Below are 19226 nucleotides of genomic sequence, written 5' to 3'. Positions count from 1 at the left end.
CACCACATCCTCCTCGACGGCTGGTCCACCCCCCCTCCTCCTCCACGAACTCCTCCACCTCTACACCCACCACAACGACACCACCGGACTTCCACCGGTGACCCCCTACCGGGATTACCTCGCCTGGTTGGCTCAGCGCGACTACGCCGAGTCGGTCGAGGCGTGGCGCCGGGCGCTCGAGGGAGTCGAGGAACCGACACTTCTGGTGCCCCACGGTCATCTCGCCTTGGAGCGGGGGGCGCCTGCCGACCACGTCGTGACGCTCGCCGCCGAACACACCGACACCCTGCGGGCGCTGGCGCGGGAGCGGAACCTCACCCTCAACACCATGGTCCAAACCGCCTGGGGCATCGTCCTGGCCACCCTCACCCACCGCGACGACGTCGTCTTCGGCACCACCGTCTCCGGACGCCCACCCCACATCCCCGGCATCGAAACCATGATCGGACTCTTCATCAACACCATCCCCGTCCGCATCACCCTCGACCCCCACCACACCCTCACCCAACTCCTCGACCACACCCACCACACCCACACCCAACTCCTCGACCACCACCACCTCGGCCTCCCCGACATCCACCGCGCCACCGGACCCGCCACCACCTTCGACACCCTCACCGTCTTCGAGTCCTACCCCCTCGACACCGCCGCTCTCGACCCCCACGACAGCGAACTCGACATCACGGGCGTCCATACGATGGACACCACCCACTACCCTCTGGCGATCGCCGCCACCGCCGACATTCGCCTGCACCTGCGTGCCACCTACGACAGCGCCGCTTTCGACACCGCAGCGGTCGACACCCTGCTCGAGCGGGTGATCACCGTTCTCGTCGCCATGGCCGACACACCGGCTCTTCCGCTCTCCCGCCTGAGCGTCCTCACCCCCGAAGAGTCGGCAACGCTGGTGCCCGCCCGGGGTGAGGCGGCCGAGCGGCCCCGCACCCTCGCCCACCTCATCACGGAAGCCACCGTGCGCCACGGTAATTCCACCGCGGTGGTCGACGGCGACGTCCAGGTGACCTATAACGAACTCGACGAACGCTCCACCCACCTCGCCCACTCGCTCGTCTACCAGGGGGCCGGTCCGGAAACCGTTGTCGCGGTGGCGGTGCCGCGGTCGATAGAGTCCGTGGTCGCCGTGTGGTCGGTAGTGAAGACCGGCGCCGCGTTCCTTCCCGTGGACCCCACCTACCCCCGCGCCCGCATCGGCCACATGGTGTCCGACTCCGGTGTCACCCTCGGCCTGACCGTCTCCGAGCATCTCGAAGCACTGCCCGGCACTGTCGCATGGACAAGTGTCGATGACGTACGCACGGACGGCGGCGCGCCTGCCACCGGTTCCGGCGTCGACCTGTCAGGTCCGAGCGTCGACACCCCGGCCTACGTCATCTACACCTCCGGGTCGACCGGCATCCCGAAAGGTGTCGTGCTCAGCCACCGTGGGATCTACGCGCTGGCAGACGAATTGCGCGAGCGCGCCGCCGTGACGTCGCGATCGCGCGTCATGCACTTCTCGTCCCCGAGCTTCGACGCATCGATCCTCGAGTACCTGCTCACGTGGTCGGCGGGAGCCACCATGGTTCTGGTCCCACCCACCGTGTACGGCGGCGAGGAGCTGAAGCGGCGGATGCTCGACGGCGGCGTGACCCATGCCTTCCTCACTCCCACCGCCCTGGCCTCGCTCGATCCGGCCGGATTCGACGGGCTCGAATGCATCCTTACCGGTGGCGAGGAATGCCCGACGGAGCTGGTCGCTCGCTGGGCGCCGAAACACCGCATGCTCAATGCGTACGGCCCGACCGAGGCGACGGTGGCCACCAACCTCACCCACGACTTGGTCCCGGGGGAGACGGTCCCGATCGGCGGCCCTGTTCGCGGCGTCACCGAGCTCGTGCTCGACACCCGGCTGCAGCCGGTCCCGGTAGGCGCGCCCGGCGAGCTCTATGTCGCCGGCGGCGGGCTGGCGCGTGGCTACTACGGGCGCCGCGGCCTCACCGCGACCCGGTTCGTGGCACACCCCTACGGCGGCGCGGGTGAGCGGCTGTACCGTACCGGTGACATCGTCCGGTGGCGCGACCACGGTCATACGCTGGAGTATCTGGGCCGCAGCGATTTCCAGGTGAAGGTCCGCGGCTTCCGCATCGAACTGGGTGAGATCGATGCGGTGCTGACCCGCCATCCCGCCGTCGCCTTCGCAGCCACGCTCGCTGACCAGACGGCTTCGGGTGACACAGCCCTCACCGCCTACGTACTGCCCGCCGCCGATCAGGACTTCGAGGCCCGGAGCCTCGTCGCGTACCTCGCCCAGCGAGTGCCCTCGCACATGATTCCCGCAGCGATGGTGCCGATTGCCGAGATACCGCGCACCCCGACCGGCAAGCTCGACCGCGACGCACTGCGGGCCTTGCGCGGTACTTCCGGGCGGGACGGGCGTGACGGTACCGGACGGACAGCCCCCACCACTCCGCTCGAAGACACGCTCACCCGGCTGCTCGCTGCGGTACTCGAGACGCCCAGTCTCGGGGTCGACGACAGCTTCTTCGAGTACGGCGGGAACTCCCTCAGTGCCACCCGGGCGGTAGCCCGCATCAACACGGTGCTGCACACCGACATCGGCGTCCGCGCACTGTTCGATGCCCCCACCCCTCGCGCGCTCGCCCGGGTGGTGGCCTCGGCGGAGAGCGGCACCACCGCCCGGCCTGCGCTCACTGCGGGTCCGCGGCCGCGGTGGATCCCCCTCTCCCCCGCCCAGAAACGCATGTGGTTCCTCAACCAATACGACACCACCTCACCCGCCTACAACATCCCCCTCACCCTCCACCTCACCGGACACCTCGACACCACCGCACTCGAACACGCCCTCACCGACCTCACCACCCGCCACGAAACCCTCCGCACCACCTACCCCCCTCCACCACGGCCAACCCACCCAACACATCCACCCACCCACACCACACCACCTCCCCACCACAACCACCACCGAAACCCAACTCCCCCAACACATCACCACCGACACCACCACCGGATTCGACGTCACCACCGACACCCCACTGCGCACCCACCTCTACCAACTCACCCCCCACCACCACATCCTCACCCTCGTCCTGCACCACATCAGCGCCGACGGCCACTCCCTCACCCCACTCCTCCGCGACCTCGTCACCGCCTACACCGCCTACACCGCCCACACCCACCACCACACCCCCCCACCTCACCCCCCTCACCATCCACTACGCCGACTACACCCTCTGGCAACACCAACTCCTCGGCACCACCGACGACCCCCACAGCCTCATCACCACCCAACTCCACTACTGGAAAAACACCCTCCACGCCCTCCCCGACCTCCTCCCCCTCCCCACCGACCACCCACGACCACCACAACGCACCCTCCGCGGCGAATCCGTGTACTTCGACATCGATCCGCAGGTCCATCGCCGACTGTCCGCCCTGTCCGGGGATCACGAGGCGACGATGTTCATGGCCTTCCACGCGGCGTTCACCGTGCTGCTCGCCCGGCTCGCCGACAGTTCCGACATCGTTGTCGGTGTGCCCGTCGCCGGGCGCGGTGAGCCCGCCCTCGACGACCTCGTCGGAATGTTCGTCGGAACGCTCGTGCTGCGTACTCCGGTGACGACTGCCGCATCGTTCGCCGACGTCCTCGACACCACCCGGGACGCCGACCTCGGCGCCTTCACTCACGCCGATCTGCCGTTCGAGGTGCTCGTCGAGGAGCTCGACCCCGGCCGCTCCACCGCGCATTCGCCGTTGTTCCAGGTTCTCATCGAGTTCGGCCGGGCCGAGTCGATCTCGCTCGAGTTGCCGGACCTGACGGTCGAAGCCGTAGACACCGATTTCGGTGCCGCGAAGTTCGACCTGCAACTCACCCTGCGTGAACATCTCGCCGAAGATTCCTCACCCGCCGGCGTATCCGCCGCCTTCACCTACGCCGGTGATCTTTTCGAGCGCGACACGGTCGAGGGCTTCGCGAAGCGTTTCCTCCGGATACTCGAGGCGGTTTCGACTGACCCCGCCCTCCCCGTCGGGGACATCGAGATCATTGACGACACTGAACGCGACACGATCGCACATCAGTGGAACGAGCCCGGCACCGACTCGGGCGCCGACACCCTCGCCGACCGCTTCGCCCGAGTCGCTGCGCAGTTCCCCGCTTCCGGCGCTCTCACGGTGGACGGCTCGACGACGACCTATTCGGCGTTGTCGGCCCGCGTCAACAGCCTGGCACGGTATCTGATCTCGATCGGCGCGGGTCCGGAATCCTCGGTAGCCGTCGCGCTCCCACGCTCGTTCGACTCCGTCGTCGCATGGCTCGCGGTCACGGTATCCGGAGCCGCGCACCTACCCCTCGACGTCGCCTATCCGGCCGAACGCATCGCGTTCGTACTCGGCGATGCGCGCCCCCTGTGCGTCGTGACGTCCACTGAGATCGACGAGTCACTGCCGGACACCGGCATTCCGCACGTCGTGGTCGACTCCGAAGCGGTGATCACGGCGGCGAGCGGCTTCTCACCGGCTCCTGTAACAGAGACGGACCGACGGAATGCACTGACCCCGGATTGTGCTGCGTACGTGATCTATACCTCCGGGTCGACCGGGCACCCCAAAGGCGTTGTGGTGTCGCACCGCAACGTTCTGACGTTGTTCGCCAACACACTCGACCGGTTCGGAATCGACGAATCCGATGTGTGGACGCTGTTCCATTCGTTCTCGTTCGACTTCTCCGTGTGGGAACTCTGGGGCGCTCTCCTGAGGGGCGGCAGAGCCGTGCTGGTCGACTACTACACAGCACGGTCCCCGGAGGCGTTCCTCGCACTGCTGCGCCGCGAACACGTCACGGTCCTCAGCCAGACCCCCACCGCGTTCTACCAGCTCATCGAGGCGGATGCCAGTGCGCCCGACACCGCTGCGCAACAGGGTGATACGGCGCTGCGCTACGTGATTTTCGGCGGCGAGTCCCTCGATCTCCGTCAACTCGACCGCTGGTACGCCCGTCACGACGATGCCCCCACCTTGGTGAACATGTACGGCATCACGGAGACCACCGTCCACGTGAGCGCGCTGGCACTCGACCGCACAATGGCGGCAACGGCACGGGCGTCGGTCATCGGCCGAGCCATATCCGGGCTGCGCGTCGCCGTCCTCGATCGCCGACTGCACCCTGTTCCGGTCGGAGTGCTCGGTGAAATGTATGTCTCGGGCAGTCAGCTCGCGCGAGGATATCTGAATCGGCCGGAGCTGACCGCCACCCGCTTCGTGGCGGATCCTGCCGGTCACGGCACCCGCATGTACCGCACCGGTGACCTCGCCCGGTGGAATCGAGATGGGCAGCTGGTCTACCAGGGCCGCAGCGACTTCCAGGTTCAGCTGCACGGTTACCGCATCGAACCCGGAGAGATCGAGATCACGCTGCGACGGCACCCCGCAGTAGTGCACGCGGTGGTCCAGGTCCACACGGACGACAACGCGTTGGACCGGCTCATCGGTTACGTCGTACCCGGGGTCCCCGATGAGGAACTCGACGTCGAATCGGTGCTGGAATCGGCCCGTGCCGAGTTGGCTCCGCACATGGTGCCCGCGACTCTCGTCGTCCTCGACCGGTTGCCGCTCACCGCGAATGGCAAACTCGACAGGAAAGCGCTACCGGCGCCGGACTTCACCGAGCGCGTCACGTCGAGCCGGGCTCCGTCGCTTCCCACCGAGCGAGTACTCGCCGGACTGTTCGCACAGGTCCTCGGGCTGGACACCGTCGGCATCGACGACTCGTTCTTCGCACTCGGCGGCGACAGCATCATGGCCATCCAGCTGGTGGCCCGCGCCAAGGCGGCAGGGATGTTCTTCAGCCCGCGCGACGTGTTCGAACGTAAATCGGTGGCTGCGCTCGCCGAGGTCACCACCATCGCTCAGCCGACGGGTCTCGCGGAGCTTCCCGGCGGGGGCGTCGGCGCGCTCCCGTTGACGCCCATCGCGCACTGGCTGCTGGGCCGTGGCGGCGACATCAGCCGGTTCTCTCAAGCCGCAGTCCTGACAGCACCGCCGGCCCTGTCCCTCGATACGCTCGCTCGAACAGTGCAGGCGGTACTGGACCACCACGACATGCTGCGCGCCCGGCTGTGGCGGACGGACGCCGGACCGGCCATGGAGGTGCTCCCCGTTGGAGCGATCCAGGCGTCGGACCTGCTGTCGCGCATCGACACTCCGTCGGACCGCGGCCCCGAGTTCGCGGCGATGATCAGTGACCAGCTGACCTTCGCCGAGGACCGGCTCGATCCGGCCCGGGGCGTCATGCTGCAGGCCGTGTGGTTCGACGCCTCCCCGCACCACCGCAACGGCGACCTGTCAGCGCAGGAGGGCCGACTCCTGCTGGTGATCCATCACCTGGCCGTCGACGGCGTGTCCTGGCGAATCCTGGTACCCGACCTCGCCGCCGCCTGGGAAGACATCACCGCCGGCCGGGACCCCGACCTGCCCGAGAACGGGACCTCGATGCGCCGCTGGGCGCACGCCCTCGTCGACACCGCCCCCGAACGGGCCGGTGAACTCGACCTCTGGCGCCGCATCCTCGACGGACCCGACCCCCTTCTCGGATCCCGGCCACTCGACTCCGTCCACGACACCGAGCTGACCACCGACAAGGTCACGACCGAGATCCCGCCGGACGTCACCGAAACGCTTCTGCGCGAACTTCCCCGCGCCTTCCACGCCGGTGTCGACAACGGCTTGTTCACCGCCCTGGCGCTGGCCGTCGCGCGGTGGCGGCGTCGTCACGCTCACCCGTTCGACGAGGTTCTGGTCGGGGTCGAGGGGCACGGCCGCGGCAACAGCCTCATCCCCGGCGCGGACCTCTCCCGCACCGTCGGCTGGTTCACCACCATCCACCCCGTCCGACTCGACCTCACCGGCATCGACCTCGACGACGCCCTCCACGGCGGAGACGCCGCCGGAACCGCCATCAAAACCATCAAAGAACAACTACGCACCATCCCCGACCACGGCGCCGGATACGGACAACTGCGCTACCTCGACCCCGACACCGCCGAAGAACTCCGCACCTACCCCGACCCCCAGATCACCTTCAACTACCTCGGTCGATTCAGCGGTAGCCTTCCGGATCGCTCCGGTGGCGGTGGATGGTTGCCGGTGTCGGGCACCGGACTACATCGCCGGTTCCGTGCGGACATCGGTGCTGCAGCAACGCTCGACGTCAACGCCATGGTCATCGAAACGGACGACGGACCGGTCCTGGAAGTGGGATGGCTCTATCCGACAGGAGTTCTCACCCCCGGGGAGGTGAGCGAACTCGCCGACCTCTTCACCACCGCACTCACCGCCCTCACCACCCACACCCACCAACCCCACACCGGCGGACACACCCCCACCGACTTCGACCTCGTCCACCTCGACCAACACACCATCGACACCCTCGAACACCACTACCCCACCCTCACCGACATCTGGCCCCCTCTCCCCCTTACAAGCCGGCCTCCTCTTCCACTCCGAATACACCGACCACACCCTCGACACCTACACCGTCCAACTCACCCTCGACCTCCACGGCCCCCTCGACACCACCCGACTCCACCACGCCGCCGAAACCCTCCTCCACCGCCACCCCAACCTCCGCGCCGCCTTCACCCACACACCCGACGGCCACCCCATCCAAATCATCACCCACCACACCCCCCTCCCCTGGACCCAACACGACCTCACCCACCAACCACCCCACCAACACCCCACCACCGTCGAAGACATCCTCACCACCGACCGCCACACCCGCTTCGACATGAACACCCCACCCCTACTCCGCTACACCCTCATCACCCGCACCCCACACCACCACCACCTCGTCATCACCAACCACCACATCCTCCTCGACGGCTGGTCCACCCCCCCTCCTCCTCCACGAACTCCTCCACCTCTACACCCACCACAACGACACCACCGGACTGCCGCACCCTCGGTCGTATCGCGACTACCTGGCGTGGCTCGGGCGGCAACCGATCGAGGACAGCGTCGCCGCGTGGAAGGAAGCACTCGACGGTGTGGAGGAGCCGACTCTTCTCATCGCGTACTCGGACCGGGCAACGGTGGCGAACTTCCCGGAGGAGCTCGGCCTGTCGATCGATCAGGAAGGGACGCAAGCACTGCGGGCGCTGGCGCGCGAGCGGAACCTCACCCTCAACACCATGGTCCAAACCGCCTGGGGCATCGTCCTGGCCACCCTCACCCACCGCGACGACGTCGTCTTCGGCACCACCGTCTCCGGACGCCCACCCCACATCCCCGGCATCGAAACCATGATCGGACTCTTCATCAACACCATCCCCGTCCGCATCACCCTCGACCCCCACCACACCCTCACCCAACTCCTCGACCACACCCACCACACCCACACCCAACTCCTCGACCACCACCACCTCGGCCTCCCCGACATCCACCGCGCCACCGGACCCGCCACCACCTTCGACACCCTCACCGTCTTCGAGTCCTACCCCCTCGACACGACGCTCGACGCCCAGAAGTCCGAGCTCGAGATCACGGCCACCCGCGGGTCCGATGCCACGCACTACCCCCTGGCCATCGCGGCCTCCGCGAACGACCGGCTCCACCTGAAGTTCGAGTACCTGCCCGACCTGCTCGAGCGGGAGGATGTGGAATCCATTGCTGCCCGAGTCCGCAAGGTTCTCACCGTCATGGCGACCGAACCCGATACGACGCTGGCCGCGCTGAATGTGCTCGACGACGCGGAACTGCGGGACCTCGTGCCCGCCCGGGGAGCACCGGCCGTCGAGTACCGCACCCTCGCGCAGATCTTCAGCGCCGCCGCCGCAGTGAATCCCGAGGCGCCTGCGCTGTCGTTCGAGGGGCGCACGGTGACATATCGCGAGCTGGACGAGACGTCGAACCGGATGGCGCGCTTGCTGATCGACTTCGGTGCCACACCGGAATCGTTCGTGGCGTTCGCCCTCTCTCGGTCGATCTACTCGGTCCTTGCCGTCTGGGCAATCAGCAAGACGGGTGCGGCGTTCCTGCCTGTGGACCCGGGGTACCCGCGCACTCGCATCGAACAGATGCTGACCGACTCCGGCACCCTGCTGGGTCTCAGCTGTTCCGAGCACCGCGACCAGCTGCCGGACACCACGTCCTGGCTGTTCGTCGACCGACCCGACTTCCGCACCCGGACGGAAAGCTACTCGGCCGCTCCGGTCGACGACCGGGATCGCCGACTGCCGTCGCGGATCGACCACCCGGCCTATCTGATCTACACCTCCGGGTCGACGGGCGTGCCCAAGGGTGTGGTGGTCACGCACCGCGGTCTCGGTTCGTTCGCCGCAGCGCAAGCCGAGCTACTCACACCGCACACCGATTCCCGCGTGCTGCATTTCTCGTCGCCCACCTTCGACGGTTCGCTGTTCGACTACCTCCTCGCGTTCGGTTCTGCCGCAACGATGGTGATCACGCCACCCGGAGTGTTCGGTGGCATCGAACTGACCCGGCTGATCGAAGCCGAGCGGATCACACACGCGTTCGTGCCCACCGCCGCACTCGCCACAACCGACCCCGCGGACCTCGACACCTTCCGCGACGTGGTGGTGGGTGGCGAGGAGTGCCCACCCGGTCTGGTCGACAGATGGGCACCGGGCAGGAGGCTTCGGAACGGGTACGGGCCCACCGAAACGACTGTGATGTGCAATATCAGTGATCCGATGAGCGTCGGAGCCGACATCACGATCGGACAACCGATCCGCGGTGTCGCCGAGCTCGTACTCGATGCGCGTCTGCAGCCGGTGCCGGCGGGAGTACCCGGCGAGCTGTATGTCGCGGGTCCCGGATGCGCCCGGGGATACCACCGGCGGCCGGGGCTGACAGCACAGCGATTCGTGGCTGATCCGTTCGGCGGCGGTGAGCGCCTGTACCGCACGGGCGACATCGTCCGATGGCGACGTGAGGACCACTCACTCGAGTACTTGGGCCGCAGCGATTTCCAGGTGAAAGTCCGCGGTTTCCGGATCGAGCTGGGCGAAATCGATGCCGCGCTGACCCGCCACCCCGCTGTCGCGTACGCGGCCACGATCGGAACGACGGGACCCTCCGGCGATACCCTGCTCGTCTCCTACGTCTTGCCTACCGAAGGCATGGAGGCCGTTCCGGCGCAGCTCACTGCATACCTCGCCGAGTCGCTTCCGGCCTACATGGTTCCGGCGGCAATCGTGACGATCGAGGAAATCCCGTTGACGCGGGTGGGCAAGCTCGATCGCGCCGCGCTACCGGAGCCCCAATTCGACCGCGGCGCGGATACCGCGCGCCACACCGCGACTCCGATCGAGGAGACGGTCGCCGACGCCTTCGCTGCCGCACTCGGACTCGACCACGTGGGCATCGACGACAATTTCTTCGAAGCGGGCGGCAATTCGCTGACTGCCACCCGGGCGGTAGCCCGCATCAACAGTGCGCTGCACACCGACATCGGCGTGCGCACGCTGTTCGAGGACCTGACCCCGCGCACCGTGTCGAGCCACCTCGTTCATCGAACGAACAACGTTCCGCATCCGTTGGTCGCGGGTCCCCGGCCGCAGTGGATCCCCCTCTCCCCCCGCCCAGAAACGCATGTGGTTCCTCAACCAATACGACACCACCTCACCCGCCTACAACATCCCCCTCACCCTCCACCTCACCGGACACCTCGACACCACCGCACTCGAACACGCCCTCACCGACCTCACCACCCGCCACGAAACCCTCCGCACCACCTACCCCCTCCACCACGGCCAACCCACCCAACACATCCACCCAGCCACACCCCACCACCTCCCCACCACAACCACCACCGAAACCCAACTCCCCCACCACATCACCACCGACACCACCACCGGATTCGACGTCACCACCGACACCCCACTGCGCACCCACCTCTACCAACTCACCCCCCACCACCACATCCTCACCCTCGTCCTGCACCACATCAGCGCCGACGGCCACTCCCTCACCCCACTCCTCCGCGACCTCGTCACCGCCTACACCGCCCACACCCACCACCACACCCCCCCACCACACCCCCCTCACCATCCACTACGCCGACTACACCCTCTGGCAACACCAACTCCTCGGCACCACCGACGACCCCCACAGCCTCATCACCACCCAACTCCACTACTGGAAAAACACCCTCCACGCCCTCCCCGACCTACTCCCCCTCCCCACCGACCACCCACGACCACCACAACGCACCCTCCGCGGCGATCGCCTCGGGTTCCGCATCGATCCCGAACTGCATCGTCAACTGCGTTCGACGGCGCGCGCGAGCAATACGACGCTCTTCATCACGTTGCACGCCGCGTTCGCCGCCCTGCTTGCCCGATCGACCGGCACCGAGGACATCGTCATCGGTACACCTATCGCGGGCCGCACCGAACCAGCCCTCGACGACCTTGTCGGAATGTTCGTCAATACGCTGGTGCTGCGTACTCGGGTGACGGCAGCCGCATCGTTCGCCGAACTCCTCGCCGACACCCGGGAAGTCGACCTCGGCGCCTTCATCCACGCCGACCTGCCGTTCGAGCAACTGGTCGAGGCACTGGCTCCCGTCCGCTCCACCGCGCATTCCCCGCTGTTCCAGGTGTCCCTCGAATTCGACAGCAGCGCACCGCACGACCTCGAGATTCCCGGTGTCACTGTCCATCCCGCAGAGAGCACACCGGCGACGGCCAAGGTGGATCTCGAGTTGGTGGTCACCGAGGAACTCGACAGCGAGGGAGAGCCGTCGGGGATCACCGCCGGATTCACCTACGCCACGGACCTGTTCGAGCCGGTGACGATCCGGAATCTCGCGAACAGGTTCCTCCGTGTCCTCGAACAGATCGTCGCCGAACCTACGGTCGTGGTCGGCGACATCCGACTCGGTGACGAGCAAGCACCCACCGCAGGACCGCGCGGGTGCACTCCTCAACTGTGGCCCGCGATCCTCTCCTCCGCCGCGCGGGCCCGTGGAGACGACGTGGCCGTGTCCTGCGCAGGCCGCCACCTCACCTATCGGGAACTCGACGAACAGTCCAACCGACTGGCGCGGTGGCTGATGCATCGCGGAGCCGGGCCGGAAAGCGCTGTGATATCAGCCCTTCCGCGCTCGATCGAATCCGTGGTCGCTCTGTGGTCGGTGGCGAAGTCCGGGGCCGCCCTGGTGCCCGTCGACCCCACCTATCCTCCTGCGCGCATCTCCCACATGCTCGACGACTGCGGGGCGCGGCTCGGCATCACCGTCTCGGAGTTCCGGGCAAAGCTCCCCGATGAACTGTCGTGGCTGGTTCTCGACGAACCCGAATTCGACGACCGTCTGCGAGGTTTCCCGGCTGCCGCCGTGACCGACGCCGACCGCGCGGCGACGCTCCGCCTCGACCACCCCGCGTATCTCATCTACACCTCCGGATCGACGGGGACCCCGAAGGGCGTCGTGCTCACACACCGCGGTCTGGCCGATCTCGCCGAACAGGAACGGGCGCGGCTGAGGGTGACCGCCGAAGCGCGGGTGTCGCACCTCGCGTCCCCCAGCTTCGATGCGTCGATCTTCGAGATGATGATGGCGTTCTGCGCCGGTGCCCGCGTCATCATCGCGCCCCCGATGACCTACGGCGGGCCGGCGCTGGCGGAGTTCTTCGTTCGGGAAGGGGTCACCCACGCCTTCATCACACCCACCGCGCTGGCCACCCTCGAACCCGGCGGACTCGGCACGGTGCGGGTCCTTACCGTCGCGGGCGAGTCGTGCCCTTCGGCCCTCGTCTCCCGCTGGGCGTCCGGTCGTCGGATGGTCAACGCGTACGGTCCCACCGAAACGACCATCATGTCGCACATGAGTGAGCCGTTGACTCCGGGCGACCCCGTCACCATCGGCCGGCCGACGCGCGGATTTGTTGCCGCCGTGCTGGACGACCGACTCCACCCCGTCCCGGCGGGCACACCCGGCGAACTGTACCTCGCCGGTCCAGGACTCGCCCGTGGATACAACGCCCGGCCCGCGACGACGGCGCACCACTTCGTGGCCTGTCCCTTCACGGAGACCGGTGGCCGAATGTACCGCACCGGCGACCTGGTGCGTGCACACTCCGACGGCACGCTGGAGCATCTGGGACGCACCGACTTCCAGATCAAGGTCCGAGGCTTCCGGATCGAGCCGGGCGAGATCGACACCGCGCTCACCACTCACCCCGACGTCTCCTTCGCTGCAACCGTCAGCAGACCGGGTCCGGGCGGCACCCCCGTCGTCGTCACCTACATACAGTCCGATACCGGATCGGCCGATCCGGAGGCATTGACCGCATACCTGTCCACACTGCTGCCCGCGCACATGATTCCCGCCGCCATCGTTTCGCTCGACCACATCCCGCTCACACCCGCCGGGAAACTGGATCGAAGCGCGCTGCCGGAGCCGGCGTTCCGTCCGGAATCCACACCGTCCCGCAGTCCTCGAACCGCCACCGAACGCGTCGTTCTCGACGCTTTCGTGGAGGCACTCGCACCGGACAGCGGTGACACCGACGCCGGACGAATCGGCGTGGATGACAACTTCTTTGCTCTGGGCGGCACCTCGTTGACCGCGATCGGCGTGGTCACGGCCCTGGAGAAGCGGCTAGGACGCACGGTGCCTCTGCAGGCGTTGTTCCTCGATCCGACGACGGCAGGGCTGGCCGCGCGGCTCGATGCAGAATCGGAGGCTATCGGCGAGGCCGTCACCGTCGATGCGGCACTGCGTGTGCTCGTTCCGCTTCGACCGAGCGGAGCTCTCCCACCTCTGTTCTGTGTGCATGCCGGGATCGGACTGGCCTGGGCATACACCTCTCTCGTGCGCCATCTCTCGCCGGACCGTCCCGTATACGGGTTGCAATTGCCCGCCATCAGCGGCGGCTCCGAATACGAGTCGATCGACGAATTGGCCCGGCGCTACATCGACGAGATCAAGGCAGTTCAACCGGACGGCCCCTACCATCTCCTCGGCTGGTCGCTCGGTGGGACAATCGCTCACGCCATGGCCACCGCACTGCACACCGGCGGTGACCGAGTTGGGGCGCTGGTTCTGCTGGACAGCTATCCGGGCAATCCGGACGAGGAACACGCCGCGGCACTGCCGATCCCGGAGTTGCTCGCGGGACTCGGCGTCGACGCCGGCACACGATCACAGGAAGAGGAACTGACGTACGACGAGGCCGCACTCCTGATACAGCGCGCATACGGATCGGCGGTGGCGGGGCTCACCGCCGAGCATCTTCGGCGAATCAATGAGGGATACGCCAACTCCACCCGCATACTGGGCCGGTTCACGCCCGCATCATTCTCCGGGGATCTGCTGTTCTTCACCGCGAGCGGCACCACACCGAACGGCGGTGCCGTACGCGCCGTCGATGCCTGGCGAACCGCGGTTGACGGCACCATTCACGAGCATGCGGTCGCGTGTAGTCACAACGACATGATGCAGCCGGAACCTGCCCGAGCGATCGGGGCCGTCGTCGAACGCTACTTGTCCGCCGAGTCCACTGGGTCCGCCGGGTCCGCCGGGTCCGCCGAAGGATAGAGTCTGTCCAGCGTCTGGCAGATTCCCCGGATACTCGGCCGAAGATACAGTTCACGCATCGGCAGTACCGGTAGGCCGAGTCGGCGCATCATGCTGTCGGCCTTGATGGCGCACAACGAGTTTCCACCGAGCTCGAACAGGTTGTCGTCGGCGCCGACGGGAACACCCAGGACGGACTCCCAGATGTCGGTGAGAGTGGAAGCCAGATCGTTCGTCGATGTCACCTCCGGTGCCCGCGTGGGCGGCGGCAGGAAAAGCCTATCGGGCACCGGAAGTCGGGCAGTGTCCAATTTGCCGTTGATCGTGAGAGGAAGCGCGTCGACGATGGTGATCGTGCGCGGCAGCATGTACTCGGGCAGGAACGTGGCAGCGCGTTGACGTATCGACGCCGGTGTCCCGCCGCGCGAGACCACGTACGCATCGATGCCCGGTCCTGCCGGATCATCGTCGGCGTCCGTGGCCACCACTGCCGCAGCCGTGACCTGAGGGTCGTCGAGCAGCACACCCCGCACCTCACCGAGTTCCACCCGAAATCCACGAATCTGCACCTGAGTATCCAGCCGGCCCAGGTGCTCGAGAGTGCCGTCGCCGTGAAGGCGTCCCCGGTCGCCCGTGCGGTAGTGCTTTTCGCCGTTTCGCCAGCACACGAACCGTTGCTCGGTCAGCTCGGGCCGGTTGAGGTACCCGAGCGCGACGCCCGCTCCACCGACATATATTTCACCGGTCACACCTGTGGGCACGGGACGGCCACGATTGTCGAGCAGGCGCACGGACCACCCCTGCAACGGCCTGCCCACCACCTTCGAATTCGACAACGCGTCCCGCCGCGTCACGGTGTGGGCGGTGACGTGCACGGTGGTCTCGGTGGTCCCGTACATGTTGACCAATCGGCATGTCGACTCCGGGTAGCGGTCCATCCACGACACGAGCATGCGCGTGTCGAGCGACTCCCCACCGAAGACGACCAACCGGAGGTGGTCCAAGCTCGGCAGTTCACGGTCGGCCACCATGAGTTGCCCGAAGGCGGAGGGGGTTTGGCTCAGCACACTCACGCCTTCCTCCTGGAGGAGGGTGTGGAATTCGACGGGCGAGCGGGATATCCAGTACGGCACGATGACCAACCGGGCGCCTGTGAGCAACGCACCCCAGATCTCCCATACCGAGAAGTCGAACGCCGAAGAATGGAACATCGACCAGGTGTCATCGGGCGCGAGAGCGAATTCTGTGTCGGTGGCGGCGAGGAGAGCGAGCACATTGCGGTGGGGAATGAGCACACCCTTGGGACGGCCCGTCGACCCGGATGTATAGATCACGTACGCCACAGCGGCGGCGTCGCCCACATCGGCCCCGGGTGAGCGGGCCCCGTCTGGGTAAGCAGCACTTGCCGCGGCCTCGAGATCCTGCGGAGACACCGCGCGTATTCCGTCACCCCAGCTGATGTCCGGCCGGTCGGTGACGACCAGGCGAATCCCGGCGTCACCGGCGGTGTACTCGAGGCGGTCCGGTGGGTGCCGGAAGTCCATGGGCACGAACGCCGCACCCACCTGGAGAATCGCCAGCATCGTGACGATGAGCTCGATGGATCGGTCCAGGCACACTCCGACACGATCACCGGGCGAGGCACCACATTCCCGGAGTCCGGCTGCGGCCCAGCGCGATTGCTCGTCCAATTCGCCGTAGGTGAGTGTACGGCGGCCCTGCACCAGCGCGACCGAGTACGGCCTCTCACGGGCCCGCTGCCGGAACACGGTATCGATCCGCTGCGACCGGTCCGGCACGCCGTTCGGTCCCGTTTCGGCCTCTGCGAGGCGATCATCTTCGGACACGAACACGTCGTCATGCTCGGGGCCCGAACCTTCGACGCCGAGCCGGCGGAACATCTCGACCACGTGATGTGCGAATTGCCGTGCCGCCTGTTCGTCCACCACATACGGTTGCGCATGCACCTGCAGCGATGCGTCCCCCGACTTTCCGACGACCACGGCGAGAGTGAGCGGAAACGGTGGGGTCTGGCAGGGCAGCCATCGTCGCTCCGAGCCAGGGTATCCGCAGGCGCCGCCCAGGACGCCGACCGGAACACTGCCGGCGCTCTCCCGGGCAGGGTCCGAAGAGTCGGCACTGGGTTCGGTGTCGTCATCCGCCGCCATCGGTGGTTGCGAAACATGTTCAGGTGCAGAACCTTCGGCACAGTCGACCGACAACACACCGAATTCGTGCTGTCCTCCCAACACATCCACGGGTCTTTCGGGAACCGGCGACCACAGACCGACTCGCACCGTGTCGAGGTCTTCGTAGCGCCCCAGGACCCTCCCTGCCGCGAGTGCGACACGGGCTGCGACCTCACACTGTTGCCGACCCAGCGATACCTCGACCAGCGCGGGGTGTGGACTCGGTTCCCGACCTGCCATCCAGGCGAACCGGGTGCGTCCCCCCGGGATCGTTGTCGGCGGTGGCAGCAGGGCACGCCCGTCGGGGCGCCGCCGCACAGGTTCCGCGGTGAGGGAGTCGGGATCGCGGTTGCCCAGAAGGACATCCACCGCCGTGCTCAGAGACGGTGGATCCAGATCCCGGCGATCCGCAGTGACGACGAGATCGGCCGCGCCGTCCGAGTATCGCAGCAGCACAGCCCGCATCACCGGCCCGTCGATACTCATCGGCCTGCGTAGTTCGGCATCGAGTTGTCGTCGTGCCAACGAGTCGGTGGAAGCAGCGTCGACGCGTTCGATCCACAGCCGCGGATGCGGCACTTCGTTGCCCCACCACCGGTTACTCGCGGCCGCGAGAGTGCGTGCGAGAGTATCGCCGTTCCACGGCTCTCGATCCGGGCCTTCGTCGGCCGAGGAGCCCAGGGGAATACGCACCGACAGTGCATGGCCGTACGCCGTGCGCGCCAGCCCAGCCCGACCCCAATGGGATTGGTGCATGGGTCGATTCTACCGAAGAAACGTTCCGAGGCGCCTGCCGAGAAGCGCCCGGGCGCACCGCGGACCTGCCCCTGGATGGTCGTGTCACCGCGCCGAGAAGCCGCCGTCGACCGTGACGACCGATCCGGTGACCCGCCGTGATTCGTCGGACGCGAGCCACCGGGCAGCCGCAGCAACATCCTCCGGATCGATGAGTGCATTGTTCGGCTGGGACTGCACGAACACGGACTCGTGCTCCTCCACTCGAATGCCGAGTGATCGAGCGATCTCGGCCAGCATCCGGCCTTCGAAGGCGGGACTGTCGCGGACCGATCCGGGGCACAGCGCATTCACGCGGACACCACTGGGCGCATAGTCCAAGGCGGCGGCCTTGGTCAGGCCGACCAATCCGTGTTTGGCGGCAACGTAACCGGCGAAGCGTCTGTACCCGACGATGCCCGCGGTGGAACTGATGTTGATGATGCTGCCGCTGCGTTGCGCCACCATGATCCGGCCCGTGGCGGCTATCGCCCGCCACGCCCCCGAGAGGTCGACGTCGATCATCAATTGCCATTCGTCCTCGTCGATCTCGTGGACGAGCGTTCCCGACGGTGCCGCGATTCCCGCGTTGTTGACCAATATGTCGACGTGGCCGAAACGTTCTTGTGCCGCGTCGACGGCAGCGTCGATCTCGCTGCGCACCCGCACGTCCACCGCGCGCGTGAGCACCGCAACTCCGTGTCCGCGGCACAGGTCGGCGGTGTACTCGAGCTGGCTCGTCGAGCCCAGTGGGTAGGGAACACCCGGAATGTCCCCGCACACGTCGAGCAGCATTACGTCTGCCCCGCCCGCAGCGAAGTCGATCGCACAGGCACGTCCGATGCCCCGCGCGGCACCGGTGACGACGGCGGTCTTGCCTTCCAGAGAGGGGCTCATCGCGGTTCGGTGACCGAGAGGCGGGACGCGACGAGTCGTAGGAGGGCATGCGGATGGTCGGTGAGGTACATGTGACCACCGTCGAGTTCCACGACCGTGCTCTCGCCGGTGGTGACCTCTTTCCACTGCGCTGCCTGTTCGGCGCTGACGAGATGATCCTCGCGTCCACGAAGCGCGGTGACCGGGATGTCCAGCAGCGGATGCGGCGGCGGCCGGTAGTTCTCGTGCATCTCGACGTCGGCGCGGAGGACCGGAAGGAGAAGTTCCCGCAGTTCGGGATTCTCCAACGCCGGGTGCGAGTAACCGGCGAGTTCGTGCACCTGTTCGAGGAAACCCTCGTCATCCAGCAGTGACGCACGTATTTCCCGGACCGTCGCCGGACCGGGCGCCCCGCTCACGAACAGATGGGTGAGCGGCACACCGCCTTGACCGGCGAGTCGATGGGCGAGCTCATAGGCAAGGACCGCGCCCAGGCTGTGGCCGAAGATCGCGACCCGGTCCGCACCTTGCCCGATCGGCAGCACCCGAGGCAGCAGGTCGTCGACGGCCTCCGCGACCTCGGTGAGAGGAGGGTCCACGAACCGCTCCTCGCGCCCGGGCAATTGCAGCGGCGCGACTTCCAGTCCTCGCGGAGCGAAACTCCGCCACCCTCGGAAGAACGATGCACCGGAACCGGCATACGGCAGGCATACGAGCACGGTCTCACTCATCGCGCGTCTCCGTTCCACGAAGCTCTTTGGGTCCGGCAGTTCCGTCGCTCCGCCGCGCGGATGCGGGCGAGCCGTCGAAGTGCCGGGCTCTTCCTT

4 protein-coding genes and 6 pseudogenes are annotated in these 19226 nt (G+C 67.0%); 7 read left to right on the top strand and 3 right to left on the bottom strand.

What is annotated here, in order from left to right:
* Window positions 1–94 precede the first annotated feature (94 nt).
* From HYG77_RS39855 to HYG77_RS39835, 7 genes and pseudogenes are all read left to right on the top strand, one after another.
* Window positions 95–2848, top strand: a pseudogene (locus tag HYG77_RS39855) (amino acid adenylation domain-containing protein); the annotation flags it as partial.
* A 91-nt stretch (window positions 2849–2939) separates the two neighbouring features.
* Window positions 2940–3155, top strand: a pseudogene (locus tag HYG77_RS40715) (condensation domain-containing protein); the annotation flags it as partial.
* Window positions 3156–3228: 73 nt separating this feature from the next.
* Window positions 3229–7386 (top strand): annotated as a pseudogene (locus HYG77_RS39850) (amino acid adenylation domain-containing protein); the annotation flags it as partial.
* Between the two features lie 154 nt (window positions 7387–7540).
* Window positions 7541–7849, top strand: a pseudogene (locus HYG77_RS40710) (condensation domain-containing protein); the annotation flags it as partial.
* A gap of 118 nt (window positions 7850–7967) precedes the next feature.
* Window positions 7968–10484 (top strand): annotated as a pseudogene (locus HYG77_RS39845) (amino acid adenylation domain-containing protein); the annotation flags it as partial.
* A 145-nt stretch (window positions 10485–10629) separates the two neighbouring features.
* Window positions 10630–11019: pseudogene (locus HYG77_RS39840) on the top strand (condensation domain-containing protein); the annotation flags it as partial.
* Window positions 11020–11086: 67 nt separating this feature from the next.
* Window positions 11087–14581: an amino acid adenylation domain-containing protein gene (locus HYG77_RS39835; protein ID WP_244461380.1), complete on the top strand. Its 3495-nt coding sequence runs from the start codon at window positions 11087–11089 to the stop codon at window positions 14579–14581.
* On the opposite strand, the gene HYG77_RS24680 is transcribed toward HYG77_RS39835, so the two are convergent.
* The 3 genes from HYG77_RS24680 to HYG77_RS24670 all read right to left on the bottom strand — a co-directional run bounded on the left by HYG77_RS24680 (window position 14524) and on the right by HYG77_RS24670 (window position 19130).
* Complete coding sequence (locus HYG77_RS24680) at window positions 14524–17505, bottom strand: non-ribosomal peptide synthetase (protein ID WP_208960929.1); 2982 nt, start codon at window positions 17503–17505, stop codon at window positions 14524–14526. The genes HYG77_RS39835 and HYG77_RS24680 overlap by 58 nt on opposite strands.
* 84 nt (window positions 17506–17589) lie before the next feature.
* Complete coding sequence (locus HYG77_RS24675) at window positions 17590–18420, bottom strand: SDR family oxidoreductase (protein WP_208960928.1); 831 nt, start codon at window positions 18418–18420, stop codon at window positions 17590–17592.
* Complete coding sequence (locus tag HYG77_RS24670) at window positions 18417–19130, bottom strand: alpha/beta fold hydrolase (RefSeq protein WP_208960927.1); 714 nt, start codon at window positions 19128–19130, stop codon at window positions 18417–18419. Before HYG77_RS24670 ends, HYG77_RS24675 begins: the two co-directional genes overlap by 4 nt.
* Between the last annotated feature and the right edge of the window lie 96 nt (window positions 19131–19226).

The sequence above is a fragment of the Rhodococcus sp. ZPP genome, assembly GCF_017656075.1.
GTDB lineage: Bacteria > Actinomycetota > Actinomycetes > Mycobacteriales > Mycobacteriaceae > Rhodococcus_F > Rhodococcus_F oxybenzonivorans.
Note: the sequence above shows the minus strand (reverse complement) of the source record. Positions and strands in the feature narration are given on the sequence as shown.